Genomic DNA, 14479 nt, shown 5'->3' on the forward strand with positions numbered 1-14479 from the left:
CCGGATGTATCAATGCAATGAACGGTAACCGCAGAAGGAGCGTGGTGAGATGAAAAAAACAGTGATGATGCTGGGCGTGCTGGGGTTTCTTGTGGTGTTCGGATCGGTCTCCTGTGCGGGACATGGACAGCTCAAGGCCTTTCCCGATGCCATGGAGGGCATGGAGCGTTTCGTGATCGTGTTGCCGGAAAAGGCAAAGGGGGAAGAGGAGGCGAGTATGGTGGAGCTCATGGCAGGCAAGGTGATGATGACCGACGGGGTCAACCTTGTGCGGCTGGGCAGTGCCATTGAGCCCCGTCCCCTTACCGGCTGGGGGTATACGTACTATGAGGTGACCGGCTCCTCGGCCATGATGAGTACGATGATGGCGGCCCCGGAAGGTGCCCCCCAGGTGGAGGCCTTTGTCATGGGGACCCCCTTGAAGGTTCGTTACAACAGCAAGCTTCCCATCGTGGTTTATGCCCCGGAGGGGTATGAGATTAGGTACCGTATCTGGAAGGCATCGGAGACGGTTTCGGCTGCGGAGAAAAAATAAGGGATACACCTGTGTGACGGCTCCACGCGTTATTTAACCAACACTGAGGTGACGTTTTATGCGAAAGAAAAACGCCCTGGTTATTGGGATCGCGAACCGGGAGAGTATCAGCGCCGGGATTGCCGAGGAGCTTCATCGGAACGGCTACCGGATTGTGGCGACCTATCTGAACGAGAAGGCCCTGCGCCATGTGAGGGAGGTGACTGATGCCCTGGGGGTGGAGGACGATGCCCTGCTTCCCTTTGAGGTGGGCAACAAGGAGCAATTGGACGGCTTGGTGGCGTACCTGAGGGGCAGGGGCATGCGTCTTGACGTGATCCTCCACGGCATCGCCTATGCCTCCGAGATCCGAAAGGAGCTCCACGAGGTGTCCTGGAAGAGCTTTCGGGATTCAACACGGATTTCCGCCTTTTCCCTGGTGGAGATCACCCGGCGGATGCTGGACGCGGACCTGTTGAACCCGGGGTGCAGTATCCTGACCCTCTCCTACATCGGCTCCCATCTGGCGGTGGAGGGCTACAACATGATGGGGCCGGTGAAGAGCATTCTGGAGGCCCTGGTGCGAGGCCTTGCTTCGGAGCTGGGGGGCAAGGGCATCCGTGTGAACGCCCTTTCTCCGGGGCCCGTCATGACCCGGGCCGCCAGCGGCATCGGCGGTTTTTCAGACCTGATCAACCACGTGCGCAGCGCCACGCCCCTGGACCGGACCGCCACCCTTGAGGACATCGGGAACATCGCCTACGAGGTGATCACCAATCCGTCCATCAACGGGGGCTCGTACGTGGTGGATTGCGGGTCAAGCGTCCTGGTCCGCGTGGGCAGGGAGCCCGACGTTCCCTGACTTTCCCCGGGAGACGGATGGCTGTCAGCGGTGCCTCCGCTGGGTGGTGTTTTTTTAACACTTATTTGTCTGACTTTTCAAGACGTTGGCCCCCGGAAGGGCTGCCGGAGGCGTCCTTCTTTTGTGCTTTTGTTTTTTTCAAGGAGACCATGAACATGACGGACAAAAACGCCTTGATCATCGGGATTCGAAACACAGAGAGCCTCTGCACCTCCATTGCGGCCGAGGTGAAGAAGGCCGGGTACACCCTGTATGCGACCTATCAGGATGAGGATACCCGGGAGCATGTGGAGCGGGTGGCCGAGGACTTGGGAATCCGCCGGCTCTTTAAATACGACGCGAGAAAGGACGAGGACCTGGACGCCTTTGTTGCGGCCTTCAAGGCCGAAGGGGTGAAGCTCGACGCCCTGGTCCACGGTATCTCCTACTCCACGGCGTCCGGTGCCAAGCTGAACCTGCCCCTGGTGCAGGTGGAGTGGGGTGAGTTCACCGATGCCATCCGGGTGGGGGCCTTTTCCCTGGTGGAGGTCTCCGGAAGGCTCCTGGACGTGTTCCGGGAGGATGCCTCCATCCTGGCCGTTTCCCTTCGCTGGGGGCGGGTGGCGGTGCCTAATTTCAACGTGGTCTGTGCAGCCAAGGCCGCCCTGGAATCCATGGTGCGCGGCCTGGCCCAGTCCCTGGGCAAGGCCAGGAAGATGAAGGTCAACGGCATCTCCCCCGGCTTTGTTCCTACCTATTCCCTTGCCAAGGTGGGCAACACCCTGGAGCTCCTTGAAAAGGCAAGGGACGCCTCCCCCTTGAAAACCAACGTGAGAAAAGAGGACGTGGCGAGCCTTTCGGTGAGTCTCCTTGAAAACAACTCCATCTCCGGCATGGTCTACACCATCGACTGCGGTGTGGAGATCATGGAGCGGTAGCCGGGCAGAGCCTATGCCTCCGGCGGCCCTGCCGGGGGCCAAACGTTTAAACAGTTTGACAAGCAAGTCTTAAGCAAGCCTTTCCAGGTTCCGCCGAAATAATTTCCACTTTTTTACATTACGCAACCTGCTTTCAAGGTGGCACACCTTGCCGCCGGGGGCTGCTTTTTAGGCGCTGAATGGTTACGTTTTAGGTTTTGTAACCCGCTTTCCCGTGACGTTGTGCAGAACAATTCCGGTGGAAGAGGGGCTGCGGTTTCGCGCTCCCGGGCCCCGGATTCATACCCGCCTTTCCGCTTTCGACCAATCCATTTTTTCCCTTTCCCCACCCATAAAAAAACTCCTTATCCCTTGCCCCCCAGGGAACGTGGGCAGCAAACGGAATACTTTTTGCCACGTTTTCCCGATGGATTCCTTTAAGCATAAAAAAGACTCCCGCTGGAGGTGGTGGCTGCTTCACGGATGGACTAATGACACCGGGCTGGGGCGTGCGATACCGCTTACGCCCCTTGTCTGGTGACTTATGGCTCCGTGATGGAGAAGCCGGAGTTGGAAAGATACTTCGGAGAAGATGAATAGTAGAAAATCGATAAGGAAAGAATATGGCTATGAAAAAGAGAGCTGCTGCCATGATTGCGGCCCTGTGCCTGATGGGCATGGTCGGGTGTGGCGGAAGCGGCGACAGCGGTGGTGACACGCCACCGGAGAACAAGGCTCCGGTGGCCAGTGTGGAAGAGGCGGATATCAAGGCCCGTGTGGGTGACACGGTGGACCTCTCTGCCGGCTCCAGTTCAGATGAAGACAACGACACCTTGACCTACGCGTGGACCTTGGATAAAGCACCTTCCGGCAGCACGGCGGAGCTGAGCGACCCGGAGATTCCCTATCCCTCATTTGTCCCCGATAAGCTTGGGATGTACCGCTTCAAGCTGGTGGTGAGCGACGGCAAGGCTGAGAGTGCCCCGGCCTATGTCACGGTGATCACCGGATTTACCCGGGAGGTGGGTGAGGGCGTCATTTTAGAGTTTGCCTACATTCCCCCGGGCACCTTTACCATGGGCAGCCCGTTGGATGAACCCGAACGGGATCCCAAAGAAACACCGCATGAGGTGACCCTGACCAAGGGGTACTACATGATGACCACGGAGATGACCAACCGGCAATGGGAAACCATTGACAAGGGCGTCGCGGCACCGGTCACTATCGAATCGGAAAAACCGGCAAAGATTGACAGCGGTAGAGCGGAAGGCTTTCTGGAAAATCTCAACACATATCCCGAATGGGTCTACCACCTGCCCACGGAAGCGCAGTGGGAGTATGCGGCCCGTGCGGGGAGCGAGGAGGCTTTTGCCAACGGGGCGTTTTCTGCGGAAAACCTCGACAAAGTGGGGTGGTATAGCGTCAACTCCGGTGGCCAGAAGCATGAGGTGGCTCTGAAGGAACCCAATGCCTGGGGCCTCTACGATATGCACGGCAACGTGCGCGAGATGTGCTTCGACCGTTGGGACGGCGTCACGCCTTATGCGGTGGAGCCGGTCGTTGACCCCACCGGAGCTGACACCGGCGACCCTGTGGTGAGGGGCGGCGCTTATAACTCCACGGAGGCGGGCTGCCGCAGCGCGACCAGGGAGACCGGCGAGCTCGACGATCCCGGTGACCCTTATTATCCCAACAACATCGGCTTTCGCCTGGTGCGTGAGCTGGAGACCCTGCCAGTGGCGGATCCCGGCGTGGAAGGAACGACGGTTGTCGGGTCTCCCTTTCAGCTGGACGGCTCCGGAAGCTACGATCCCGACGGCTACCTCCTTACGTACCAGTGGAAGCTGATCTCTGCCCCGGAAGGTAGCACGGCAAGGCTTTCCGGAGAAACACGTGCCAACGCCTCGCTCACCCCGGATATCCCCGGCTACTACACTTTTGAGCTGACGGTGGACGACGGCCACAGTGCGCCGGTCTCCAAGGCGCTGACCATGGATGCCCACGTGATCGACAAGGTTGTGCTGTTTCCCCTTTACAACGAGTTCACGGGAGAACTGGGTGAGGGGGGGCGCACCGGTGCGGATGAGCTGGTGAAGTACTACTACTGGCTTCCCTGGCACGCCCAGAAGATCCACGCCTTTTTGTCGGTGACCGAAGAGGACTGCATCAAGAATATGCCGAAAAATTTCGGGTTTCCGGATAATATTCCCGTTTACATTAAGGAGGACAGAACAACATACGGGGCAGTGAAAGTGGCGGAAAACTGGGCTGATCTCATGGATGGCTCCCTGCCGGCCTCTCTGGACGAACTCGGGGGTTTAGGTACCAAGAAAAACACGTGGTGGAGCGGCAGTAAGCCCGACGGCACCCTGGCCGATAACTGCAACGGCTGGACCGAGGGGGATGGAAGCACCCGGGGCGCTGTGGGCAGCTTTGATTCAGCTGATAAATCGTGGCTGAGTTATCACAGCGCGGTCAGTGGATATGAACCCGACGACTCCAATGACAGGAACGACCTGGTCGGCATCGCCGTCATCACCCGGTCGGTGCACACACCGGACAAGCTGCGCCTCTTTGCCACCGGAAAGACGCATGAAACCGACGCCGGCGGCCGTGAGGGCATCGACCGCCTCTGCCGGGAGGATGCCAATCGTCCCCAGGGCATGCCCAACACCTTCGGGTTTGTGACTGTCAGTCAGTATGATTATCTTCTGAATCTGCCGGAAAGATACGGTTTTCCGACGGACATACCCATCACAAGCCCTGATGGAGAGACCGTCATCGCCAACAACTGGGCGGATTTGTTCGATGGGACGATCGAGGTGGCCCTTCGTGTTGCCGGGGTGTTCGAGGGCAGCCGGGAAGAGTACTGGTGGAGCGGCAGCGAGTTGGATGGCACCCCCAGAGCCACTGCTTCTAATTGGACCCGAAAAGGTGACAGTGTTAATGCCACTTTTGGACACCATGGATCCACAGATGGGCGTTGGTTGGAATTCGACACTGAAACTGCGACAGCAAAATTGCCCTTCCTCGGTATTGGCTTTTAATCCCTCTGCCTGAAACGATTCGGCGGCCCTGCGGGGGCAAGGGTGGCGAAGCACTCAGGCTAAAATACCTTGAACGCTGGTTTGCGAATGCTCCGGGCGAAGCCCTGGAGCATTCGCATGATTGGGCCCCTCCGGGGGCAAAGCCCCGGCAGCCAAATCCTTTATCAGCTTTTAAACGACCTTAATGGTATCCGTCAGCAAATGTGAAGTACCTGAGGAACGAAGGTACAGAGCATTTGCGAACCTGGGGTCAAGGGGCTCAGCCCCTTGCCGCCGGAGGCTTTTATCATACACTTACTTTACCCATAGAAGGCGCCTTTTGATATGGCACGTCCCGGAATTCGTCTTTATCTCCTTCTCTTTTTCCTAAGCGGGTTTTCTGCCCTCATCTACCAGGTGTGCTGGCAGCGGGCCCTCCTTACTTTGGTGGGGAGTGACATCGAGTCGGTGACCCTGGTGGTGGCGGTGTTCATGCTGGGCCTCGGTCTGGGGGCCTTTGCCGGTGGGCGGCTTTCCAGGCTGGGGGCGTGCGTTTCGGTGCGTCTCTTTGCCCTGCTGGAGGCGGGAACGGGGCTTTACGGTCTGGTGAGCCTGGCCGCCATCGGACGCCTGGCCCACTTTCCCCAGCCCACCCATCTGCACACCCTCGGGCTCTGCTTCGGGATCCTTATCGGTCCCACGGTGATGATGGGGGCATCCTTGCCCCTGTTGACCCAGCATGTTAACGCCCGGGTGAAGAACGCGGGGGAGACGGTGGCCACGCTCTATTTTGCCAACACCCTGGGGGCGGCCTGCGCGGCCATGGCCACGGTGAATTTTCTCTTTGGCCTGCTGGGGCTCCAGAAGACGGTGTGGTTTGCCGCCCTGATCAACATGGGCATCGCGGCCTTCGTTCTGGCAGCGGGAAGGAGGGCGTCATGAACCGGCTTGGTGCCTTTGCCGCGGCGTTTGTCTCGGGGTTTGTCTTTCTCTCCTTCGAGGTCCTCTGGGTGCGGGTCTTTTCCTTTGCCTCCCAGTCCAGCCCCCGTGTTTTCGGGAACCTTTTGGGAATCTACCTTCTGGGAATCGCCATTTCATCCTTTGTCTGCCGGCGGTGGATGGGGGCCTCCAGGCAATGGCTTTCCAGCCTCCTGGCCCTTCTCTTTACCGTGTCGGCCATGGCCTGCTATCTGGTGATCCCCCTGACGGCGTGGTTTTCCACCCTTTCGTACAATGGGTGGGCGTGGGGTTTTGCGGCTGTTTTTGCGGCGTCGCTCTCTTTCGGGGGGATCCTGCCCCTTTTGGTGCAGTGGACGCTTCGGGACGAAGAAGGGGCCGGGGCCCTGACCGGCGGGCTCTATGCGGGCAACATCGCCGGCTCTACCCTGGGGGCCCTGGTGACCGGGTACCTGTTGCTGGACCTTCTTCCGGCAGGCCGGATTTCCACCTTGATGTCCGTGGCATGCCTGGTGCCCGGGCTGGGGTATGCCTGGGCGGCCTTCCGGTCAGGCGGCGGGTTTTCGAAACGGGCCCTGTGGGGCCCCCTGGGGGTGGCCGTCTGCATCTGTTTTACCAGCGGGGTGTTTCACCGGCACCTGTACGAAAAGTTGAAGTACAAGCCCCGGAGCCGGCATTTGCCCCCCTTTGCCCAGGTGATCGAGAATCGCAACGGGGTGGTGGTCGTGAGCCGGAATGGGAAGGTGTTCGGGGACGGGGCCTACGACGGGGTGCTGAGCACCAGCCTCTCGTACCGCACAAACCCGGAGATCTTCAGCGCCTATCTCCAGTTCCTTGTGCACCCCGGGGCGCGGGAGATCCTTACCATTGGTCTGGGCAGCGGGGCGTGGTGCCAGGTGTTGGTGAACGGACCGAAGGTGGAGCAGGTGACGGCCGTGGAGATCAACCCGGCCTATCTTGAGGTGGTGAAGGGCAGCCCGGAGATGGCAAGCCTTCTGGACAATTCAAAATTTCGTGCCGTCATCGACGACGGCAGGCGGTGGCTGCGGAGAAACCCCTCGCGTACCTTCGACCTCATCGTCATGAACACCACCTTCCATTGGCGGAACCATGCCACGGCCCTTCTTTCCGAAGAGTTTCTTCAAGAGGTAAAGGCCCACCTTGCCCCGGGCGGGGTGATCTGCCTGAACGGTACAGGGTCCCGTTCTGTGGACAAAACCGTGGCCAAACACTTTAAATGCGTCCGGAAATACACGGTTTACCTCCTGGCGTCCGATTCCCCCTTTGACCTTGACCCCAATCGCTTTGCAGACCTTCTGGTTCGTTATGCCATCAACGGCAGCCCCGTGGTGGATGCGTTAACTCCCCGGGACGGGCGACTGCTTGACAGGGTGAGGAAACTCACGTTGGGCGTGGATCGCGATCAGCTTCTGGCCCGATCCAAAGGCAGGTCCACGGTGACAGACGATAACATGGTGACAGAGTTCGGCAAGGGCGGCAGGTGACAACCGGTCCGCCTGTCCTCCGATGGGGCGTTTTTTGAGAAAAGCGCCCGTTTTCGTCTTTGGCTGCACTATGGCAACCTGCAAAAACGTTCCCTCTTATCTTTAAAAATTCCTTTAAACGTAAAAAAGACTCCCGCTGGAGGTGGTGGCTGCCCCACGGATGGATTAATGACATCGGGTTGGGGTGGTGAGGTTCCTTTTGCGTCCCATCCCGACGGGTCAGCTTTCTGGTCCGGAGTCGGCGACCTGGAAATATCTCTTTCGGCAGTCAATGGGGTTGGTTCCGTATGCCTTGCGAAAGGCTGAGGTAAAGGCGCTGGGGTTGGCATAGCCCACCTCAAAGGCGGCTTCGGTGACGTTCATCTCCCCTGACCGGATGAGCTCGTAGGCTCGGTCCAGTCGCCTGGATCGCAGGTAGGCGAACAAGGTGGTGCCGTAGAGCTGCTTGAACCCCTTTTTTAGCTTGAATGCATTGACCCCGACGGCTTTGGCCATCTCGGCGATGGTGGGTGGGGTGTCCATGCGATGGATCAAAAGGTCCCGAGCGTCCGTTATTTTTTTCTGGTCCTCCGGTGAGAGGGGGATCTCTGAGGAGTCCTCGGGCTCGCGGTCATAGTGAAAAATGCAGGTGGAGATGATTTCAAGGGCCTTGGCCTCCACACGCATCCAGTCCCAGGGGGTGGTTATGGGGCTGGCCACCAGGTCCCTCAGGGTGGAGATGGCTTCGTTGGGCAGGAATCGGGGGGCGGATACCCCGTCCTCTCGGCCTGTCATGAGCCGCCAGAGGCTGCTTTGCTCGACTGAGTCCATGGATTCAGGGAACTGAGTGAGCAGGTCATGACTTACGCTGAGGTACAGTATGCAGGAACGCTCCTGACCTCGAAACATGATGCCGCCGTCGTCCTCAGGGATATGCCCCCAGTGGTAGTTGCCCTGGCAGTGGTGCAGCTGGCATCGGATGTTGTTCAGGTCGGTCAGGGCGCCACCATGGAGGGATATAGCGCCCACAGTGGCCTGGTCGGGAAGCTTGTTCTGATAGTGAACCGTCTCGGTTTTTTTGGGGATGATATCCCGGTTGATGAGGCGAATCCGGCCGCCGATGTTGATGGTTCGGGTGTGCCCCTGCCCAATGTCCTCGGGGACCTTCTGGGTGTCGAGATGGCTGTCGTCTTCGATGGCTAAGGATATCTCGTCCAGGGAAGGCTTGCTTGAGGCATGTCGTCTTGGGGGCATAGTGATGTCTGGTTTTTCAGCGTTATGTGGTGATTAAGTGAAAATAAAAAATGAAATACACATGCATGACTTGATGGCACTTTATCGTGGGGATGGAAAGGAAAACAAGACCTAATATCCTGCGACTTGTAAGGGGACATTTTGTGTTGTGGCTTGCTTGATGTCGGTGGGTTGTAACGGTTTTTATTTCTTGCTGAATTTGTGTGTATTGATGGGGCGGTATGACCTGCTGCTGAGTTTCGTTTTGATGGCAAATGAGGCGGCGACGGTTGTTGCTATAGAACAAAACATGTTTGGGTGGCATTTTTTTAAAAAAAGACGTGAGGAGAGTTATGAGACAGAGTACAGGGTTGTCGATGGTCGGCAGATTTTTCTGCCTGTGTGTGATGATGGTATTGCTGGTTGCCTCCGGGGCAACGGCAGGAACGTTCGATGCGGCAGGCCTCAGTTCAAAGGAGTTGTCAAAAGCAAAACGCCTTTCCGCACAGTATGCAAAACAAGTCGATCAGGCGGAGCAGTTCGTTCAGAAGAACAACCTGAGCATGGCGGGCAAGAGGCTGGCCAATGCCGAGCGCACCTATAACAAAATGCTCGCTCCTTACCGGTTGTACCCGGATGTCGTGATCAAAAAAAAACGATTTGATGAGCTCACATCTCAGGTGGATGAGGCCAAGGCCCTCGCCGGCATGGAAAAGTCAGTCAAAACGTTTGATAAAAAGGTCACCGAGGCGCAGAAGTACCTGGACCGACGAGACACCAAAAATGCAAAACGATTCATGGCGAAGGCCCTTGCCAGTTACGAAGGCATTCCTTCAGGCCAGCGAAACAGGGCCGATGTGAAGGCGATTCATGCTCGATACGAAGCGCTTGCAGCAAAGATGGGGGCTTCATCGACAGCCGGAACCGCTGTTGCAGCGGTATCCGCAGAGTCAGCGGAGACCTATGGCCTGGATCCCAAGGCGCTTAAAAAAGCAAAGAGATACGCAAGCCGTTTCGAGAAAAAAATGACCGAAGCCGATCGGTTTTTTAAGGAAAAGGACTACGCCATCTGTGAGCGGCGGCTCATCGATGCGGAGAAACTGTACGTGAAAATCGGTCCAGAATTCCAGCAGGACCCCGGGGTACAGGCAACCAAAAAGACCTTTGACGAGATGAACGCAATCGTTACCCAGGCCATTGTCGCGCGCAAGGAGGGGATCGAAAAGAAAAACCAGATGCTCAGGCTCCGGACACGTTTCGAGTCCGAGGTGCGAAACAATGCACGCATTCTGAGTTACCTCCAGGCGGGCCGGGACGGACAAACCGTAAACAGCCTCGTCAGCCTGGAACCCCTCTTCGAAAATTTTGGCGCGTTGGACACCTTTCACGCGACATGCCAGGAAAAATACACACTGCTCCTGGAGCAGGATCCGGACAGGGAGGTTGAGGGGGAAACGGTAAAATCTATTTTCGACCTTGCAGAAAACCGCCTGACCTATAGAAATGCCCTGGCCCAGAGGACCATTGACCAGGATTTGGCCAGCCAGGTTGCCTTCTTCAACAAAGCCAATGCAGGTATCCTTGAAAAGAACCTGGTGGTCTCCGGTATTCTCAACGACCTGCACCTTACGAATTTCGGTGAGCCTCTTAATTGCATCACAAAGACACGGGCCGTCTGCAAGGTCACGGGCCTTCCTGTGCCAACAGAAAAATTTGAAGAAATCAAGGCGTTTCAAGATACCTTCAAAGCATCCGTCAAATCTGTTCGAAAGAAGCTGAAATTTAAAAAATCAGACTATCCTTACAAGACCTCGGCCATGAAACGGGTCGCCTCACAAACCGCGAAATCCAGGGGGATGGAACTCGTCTATGTCGGCATGCCGGTTGAAAAGTGGTATGTCAATAAAAACGACCTGGGGATCCCTTTGAGCAAAAGCGGCACGGGAAGGGGACTTTACCACGTGGACGGGGAAGATTTTTACAGGGGCTACGACGTGAAGATCTGCCGACAGTTTAACGGAAGCGGGTACGAGCCCGTTTCCGTTGTCATGCCGGGTGCCAAGGTGACCATTTACAAAAAATAGGTCCCCTTGGCCACAATGCCTCCGGCGGCCCTGCCGGGGGCGAAACTTTTAAAAAGTTTAATAAACAGGTTTTAAAAACAGACTTCGTTTAATCTAAATCAATAGCGAATGTGATTTTCTCCGAGAAACGAGGGGGGAAAGCGCATTTGCAAGCTGCTTTCAAGGTGGCACACCTTGCCGCCGGATGCAGCCAAGTTAAAGATGCCTCCGGCGGCCCTGCCGAGGGCCAAACTTTTGAAAAGTTAGATAAACAGGTTTTAAAAAAACAGATTCAGTTTAATCTGAACCATAGGCGAATGTGTTTTTCCCTGAGGAACGAAGGGGAAAGCGCATTCGCAATCTGCTTTCGAGGTGGCTCACCTCGCCGCCGGAGGCAAGCTTTTTCCCACCCACTTTAACCATAGAAGGCTGCTTTTTAGAAACGAATCAGTTGCAAAGGCATCCTCTTAAAGGTCATGCTTTCGGTCTTGGCCGGGTTACCCGGCGTTGGCCACGGGCGGCGCGTTTTTCTCTCTTTTTTCCTGAAAAAACTCAATCTGAAAATTGGTCTTCTCTTTTTCCCGGAAGGTGCGCAGCAGGCCCATGAGGGTGTCGGCGGATGAGCGCATGGGGTCCAGGGCCTTCAGGCCCAGTTTGACGTATTCCCAGTTGTCCCGGAGAACCTGGGTGCTGAAGAAGGTCTCCTCTTTGACCGCGCCTATGGATACCTCGTTGGAGATGTACCGGATGGACTTGAACCGGGTGCCGTAGGTGGTGCCCACGGCCGAGGTGACGTCGTGGACGCTCAGGGTTTCGATGCGGTGTATCCGGAAGGTTGCACCGCCGATGGTCAGTTCCTGGGGGGCTGCAAGGTCCAGGGCTTCAAAGGAGGTGTACATGCCGTCTTTGCGGGCGGGCTCCACCGAGAGGGGAAAGACGCTGTCCCGGTAGTGCAGTTCCGCCCTGATCACCTTGTGGTCTTTCACCCAGTAGTGCACCCGGTGCAGGAAAATATCTCCTTCCGGGTAACTGGCCAGGTGGATTTCTTCTCCGTTGATCTCCAGCACCTCGATCCAGGAGCCGAAGTCCCTGTCCAATTCGTCATGGTGGTACCAGCGGTAGACAGTGTCCCCGCATCGGGTGGCAGGGGAAATATAGAAGGCTTCATGGATCGGTTTCTCCTTCATGTTGGACAGGGCGCTTCGCTCCACCACCCGTGAGATCATGGTGGTGCAGCCCGTGCAGAGAACAAGGGCGATGACGATCATGAGGTGCAAAACCGCTTTTTTCATGGCAGGGGCTACTCCGTGATGACGTCGGTGGCGAGTTTCAGGCCTGCGGCGATCATCAGGCCCCCGGCAGTCTTCTGGACGGCACCGACGGCATGGCGCCTGGTCATGGCCTGCCTTGCTCTGGAGGCCAGCAGGGCATACCCGCAGAGCACCGAGGTGATCACCGTGGCCACGGTGAGGGCGGCAAGGCCGATGCCGGTGGGGGTGAGGGCCCCAAGATCCATGAAGGCGGGAAGAAACCCGCAGTAGAAGAGGATCACCTTGGGGTTGGCCAGGGTGATGAAGAGTCCGCTTGCGTAGGAGCGGCCCGTGGACGGAGTCGGTGCAGACCCGGCCCGGGCGGGCCCCGCTGCCATGAGCTTGATGCCCAGGTACGCCAGGTAGGCACCGGCGCCGAGTTTGATGAAGATAAAGCACTCCCCGAAAGCTTCTGCCACCATGGAGAGGCCGAAGACGGCAAACAGGAGGTAGCAGATGTCTCCGGTGACCAGCCCGGCGATGAGGCTCAAGGTGCCTCGAAAACCGGATGAGAGGGCGGAGGCCACGGTGGCGAAAACACCCGGCCCGGGTGTCAGGGCGAGCACCACCATGGCGGCGGCCAGTCCTGCAAGGGAGAAAATATCCATGAGGCGTGATCCTTGAGATAGTGAGAAAAATGAGTAAAAGGTGTATTGGATCATTTTTTGTGCTAAAATTCAAGGTCCTTGTCCCTTGGGATGGGGAGGGGGGAGTCCATGGCCCTGTTTTTTTTTGTGGCATGTGGTAAGGGTTATGGGGGTGCGGGACGCGTTGGCACGTGAGGTATCGTGACAGGGACGGGCCCGGACGATGGGTAATTTTTTTACGAATGTACCATTAAAGATTCTGGAACGAAACGAGGGCATGAAACTGAAAAACACGGCACTTCTTATCGATTTTGAAAACCTCATCTGCGGGCTGAGCGGAAACAACAGCACGGACAGCGATGAAGGGCTGTTTGATCCCTCACTTCTGTTGAAAATTTCCGAAGACCAGGGGAAATTGACCACGGCCCTGGCCTATGCGGACTGGCGCCATCGGGATTACAACCAGCACCAGTTCAAGCTCTACCAGCACGGGGTGGAGCTGGTCCATGTCCTGGGCAAAGGCCAGAAAAATGCCGTGGACTTGAGAATGGCCGTGGATGCCATGGAGATGATCTACGAGCGCCCCCAGATCGACCGGTACGTCATTGTCAGCGGGGACCGGGATTTTATCCACCTGCTCAAAAAGCTCAAGCTTCACAACAAAGAGATCGTGGGGGTCTCCCCGGAGAACTGCGCCTCGGAAGACCTGGCGGAGCTGTGTGATCGCTTTGTGAACTACGAGAGCCTGCAGGACATTTTCGACACGGGGCTAAGGCCCCACAACGGCGGCAATTCCGAAATGCTCAACGTCTTCAAGGCCCAGCTTCGGGACCTTCTGGAGCGCCATGTGGGAGAGCAGGGGATTTTAGGGGCCCAGTTGAAATCCTTGATTCGCCGCCATATATCCTCCTCCTTTGACGAGTCGCGCTACGGGTTCCGCAAGTTCATCGACCTGATCCTGGCCCTGGACGACATCGCAACCGTGGAGCGAAGCGATAGCGTGGGGGATTTTTACATCAAGGCCGCCCGCTTCGAAAACAAGGCCCCCCAAAGGGACGAGGCCGATGACATCATTCCCAAGCTCCGAGCCAAGATGAGCGGGCTTAACATCGACTGGGACCGCGCCTCCCGGGACGGCATGCTCGCCTTTATCCACGACAACATGGTCCGTGCGGAGACCTTCACCGTCAACTCCATCATCGAAGAGCTGGAGGGCATGACCTTTGATGACGGTCGCGTGGTCAGCTCCCGGAAACTCGACGGGTACATCAAGGTGTGCAACCATTCGAGCATGCTTCAGATGCAGCATGCGGGCAACGGCACCTTTCGGGACCGGGACATCGCATTGAAAACCGAGTACCATGACATTGAGTCGTTTATCAGCCGGTTTGAATACAGCCTGATCTACAAGATCAAGGAGCTGCTCCCCTCTTCTTTGAGCGATGCGCTGGGCATCTGCAAAAAACTGTTGGAGCTGGAGCCCGAAGACGACGACAGCTACATCGAACATATCCTGAACCGGTTGCCCCAGAAGTTCGTCTGAGACG

General features: G+C 57.1%; 11 protein-coding genes. 8 read left to right on the forward strand and 3 right to left on the reverse strand.

Annotation, left to right across the window (positions count from 1 at the left end; translation table 11 throughout):
* Positions 1 to 49 precede the first annotated feature (49 nt).
* From BLQ12_RS22045 to BLQ12_RS22075, 6 genes are all read left to right on the forward strand, one after another.
* Positions 50 to 535 (forward strand): ecotin family protein, encoded by a 486-nt coding sequence (locus tag BLQ12_RS22045; protein WP_092214192.1) that lies wholly within the window; start codon positions 50 to 52, stop codon positions 533 to 535.
* A 58-nt stretch (positions 536 to 593) separates the two neighbouring features.
* Positions 594 to 1376, forward strand: a complete 783-nt coding sequence (locus BLQ12_RS22050; RefSeq protein WP_092214195.1) for an enoyl-ACP reductase FabI — start codon at positions 594 to 596, stop codon at positions 1374 to 1376.
* Positions 1377 to 1531: 155 nt separating this feature from the next.
* A complete protein-coding gene (locus BLQ12_RS22055; protein WP_175470003.1) occupies positions 1532 to 2293 on the forward strand; it encodes an enoyl-ACP reductase FabI in 762 nt (253 codons plus the stop codon).
* A gap of 608 nt (positions 2294 to 2901) precedes the next feature.
* A complete protein-coding gene (locus BLQ12_RS22065) occupies positions 2902 to 5319 on the forward strand; it encodes a formylglycine-generating enzyme family protein (RefSeq protein ID WP_175470004.1) in 2418 nt (805 codons plus the stop codon).
* Positions 5320 to 5643: 324 nt separating this feature from the next.
* Complete coding sequence (locus BLQ12_RS22070) at positions 5644 to 6240, forward strand: spermidine synthase family protein (protein ID WP_092214204.1); 597 nt, start codon at positions 5644 to 5646, stop codon at positions 6238 to 6240.
* A complete protein-coding gene (locus tag BLQ12_RS22075) occupies positions 6237 to 7760 on the forward strand; it encodes a spermine/spermidine synthase domain-containing protein (protein ID WP_092214206.1) in 1524 nt (507 codons plus the stop codon). Before BLQ12_RS22070 ends, BLQ12_RS22075 begins: the two co-directional genes overlap by 4 nt.
* 219 nt (positions 7761 to 7979) lie before the next feature.
* On the opposite strand, the gene BLQ12_RS22080 is transcribed toward BLQ12_RS22075, so the two are convergent.
* A complete protein-coding gene (locus BLQ12_RS22080; protein WP_092214208.1) occupies positions 7980 to 8993 on the reverse strand; it encodes a helix-turn-helix transcriptional regulator in 1014 nt (337 codons plus the stop codon).
* A 332-nt stretch (positions 8994 to 9325) separates the two neighbouring features.
* On the opposite strand from BLQ12_RS22080, the gene BLQ12_RS22085 reads away from it, so the two are divergent.
* Entirely contained in the window at positions 9326 to 11056 is a 1731-nt protein-coding gene (locus tag BLQ12_RS22085) for a hypothetical protein (RefSeq protein WP_139164069.1), read from the forward strand.
* Positions 11057 to 11532: 476 nt separating this feature from the next.
* On the opposite strand, the gene BLQ12_RS22090 is transcribed toward BLQ12_RS22085, so the two are convergent.
* A complete protein-coding gene (locus BLQ12_RS22090; protein WP_092214214.1) occupies positions 11533 to 12327 on the reverse strand; it encodes a hypothetical protein in 795 nt (264 codons plus the stop codon).
* An 8-nt stretch (positions 12328 to 12335) separates the two neighbouring features.
* Positions 12336 to 12953, reverse strand: coding sequence for a LysE family translocator (locus BLQ12_RS22095; RefSeq protein WP_175470005.1), 618 nt, complete (start codon positions 12951 to 12953; stop codon positions 12336 to 12338).
* A gap of 256 nt (positions 12954 to 13209) precedes the next feature.
* On the opposite strand from BLQ12_RS22095, the gene BLQ12_RS22100 reads away from it, so the two are divergent.
* Entirely contained in the window at positions 13210 to 14475 is a 1266-nt protein-coding gene (locus tag BLQ12_RS22100) for an NYN domain-containing protein (RefSeq protein WP_175470006.1), read from the forward strand.
* Positions 14476 to 14479: the final 4 nt, after the last annotated feature.

It is taken from the genome of Desulfoluna spongiiphila (assembly GCF_900101345.1).
Classification (GTDB): domain Bacteria; phylum Desulfobacterota; class Desulfobacteria; order Desulfobacterales; family Desulfolunaceae; genus Desulfoluna; species Desulfoluna spongiiphila.

What these genes read in the sequence shown, in the direction of transcription:
- BLQ12_RS22045 (WP_092214192.1), top strand. Translation starts at nt 50, where the DNA reads ATGAAAAAAACAGTGATGATGCTGGGCGTGCTGGGGTTTCTTGTGGTG.
- BLQ12_RS22050 (WP_092214195.1), top strand. Translation starts at nt 594, where the DNA reads ATGCGAAAGAAAAACGCCCTGGTTATTGGGATCGCGAACCGGGAGAGT.
- BLQ12_RS22055 (WP_175470003.1), top strand. Translation starts at nt 1,532, where the DNA reads ATGACGGACAAAAACGCCTTGATCATCGGGATTCGAAACACAGAGAGC.
- BLQ12_RS22065 (WP_175470004.1), top strand. Translation starts at nt 2,902, where the DNA reads ATGAAAAAGAGAGCTGCTGCCATGATTGCGGCCCTGTGCCTGATGGGC.
- BLQ12_RS22070 (WP_092214204.1), top strand. Translation starts at nt 5,644, where the DNA reads ATGGCACGTCCCGGAATTCGTCTTTATCTCCTTCTCTTTTTCCTAAGC.
- BLQ12_RS22075 (WP_092214206.1), top strand. Translation starts at nt 6,237, where the DNA reads ATGAACCGGCTTGGTGCCTTTGCCGCGGCGTTTGTCTCGGGGTTTGTC.
- BLQ12_RS22080 (WP_092214208.1), bottom strand. Translation starts at nt 8,993, where the DNA reads ATGCCCCCAAGACGACATGCCTCAAGCAAGCCTTCCCTGGACGAGATA.
- BLQ12_RS22085 (WP_139164069.1), top strand. Translation starts at nt 9,326, where the DNA reads ATGAGACAGAGTACAGGGTTGTCGATGGTCGGCAGATTTTTCTGCCTG.
- BLQ12_RS22090 (WP_092214214.1), bottom strand. Translation starts at nt 12,327, where the DNA reads ATGAAAAAAGCGGTTTTGCACCTCATGATCGTCATCGCCCTTGTTCTC.
- BLQ12_RS22095 (WP_175470005.1), bottom strand. Translation starts at nt 12,953, where the DNA reads ATGGATATTTTCTCCCTTGCAGGACTGGCCGCCGCCATGGTGGTGCTC.
- BLQ12_RS22100 (WP_175470006.1), top strand. Translation starts at nt 13,210, where the DNA reads ATGAAACTGAAAAACACGGCACTTCTTATCGATTTTGAAAACCTCATC.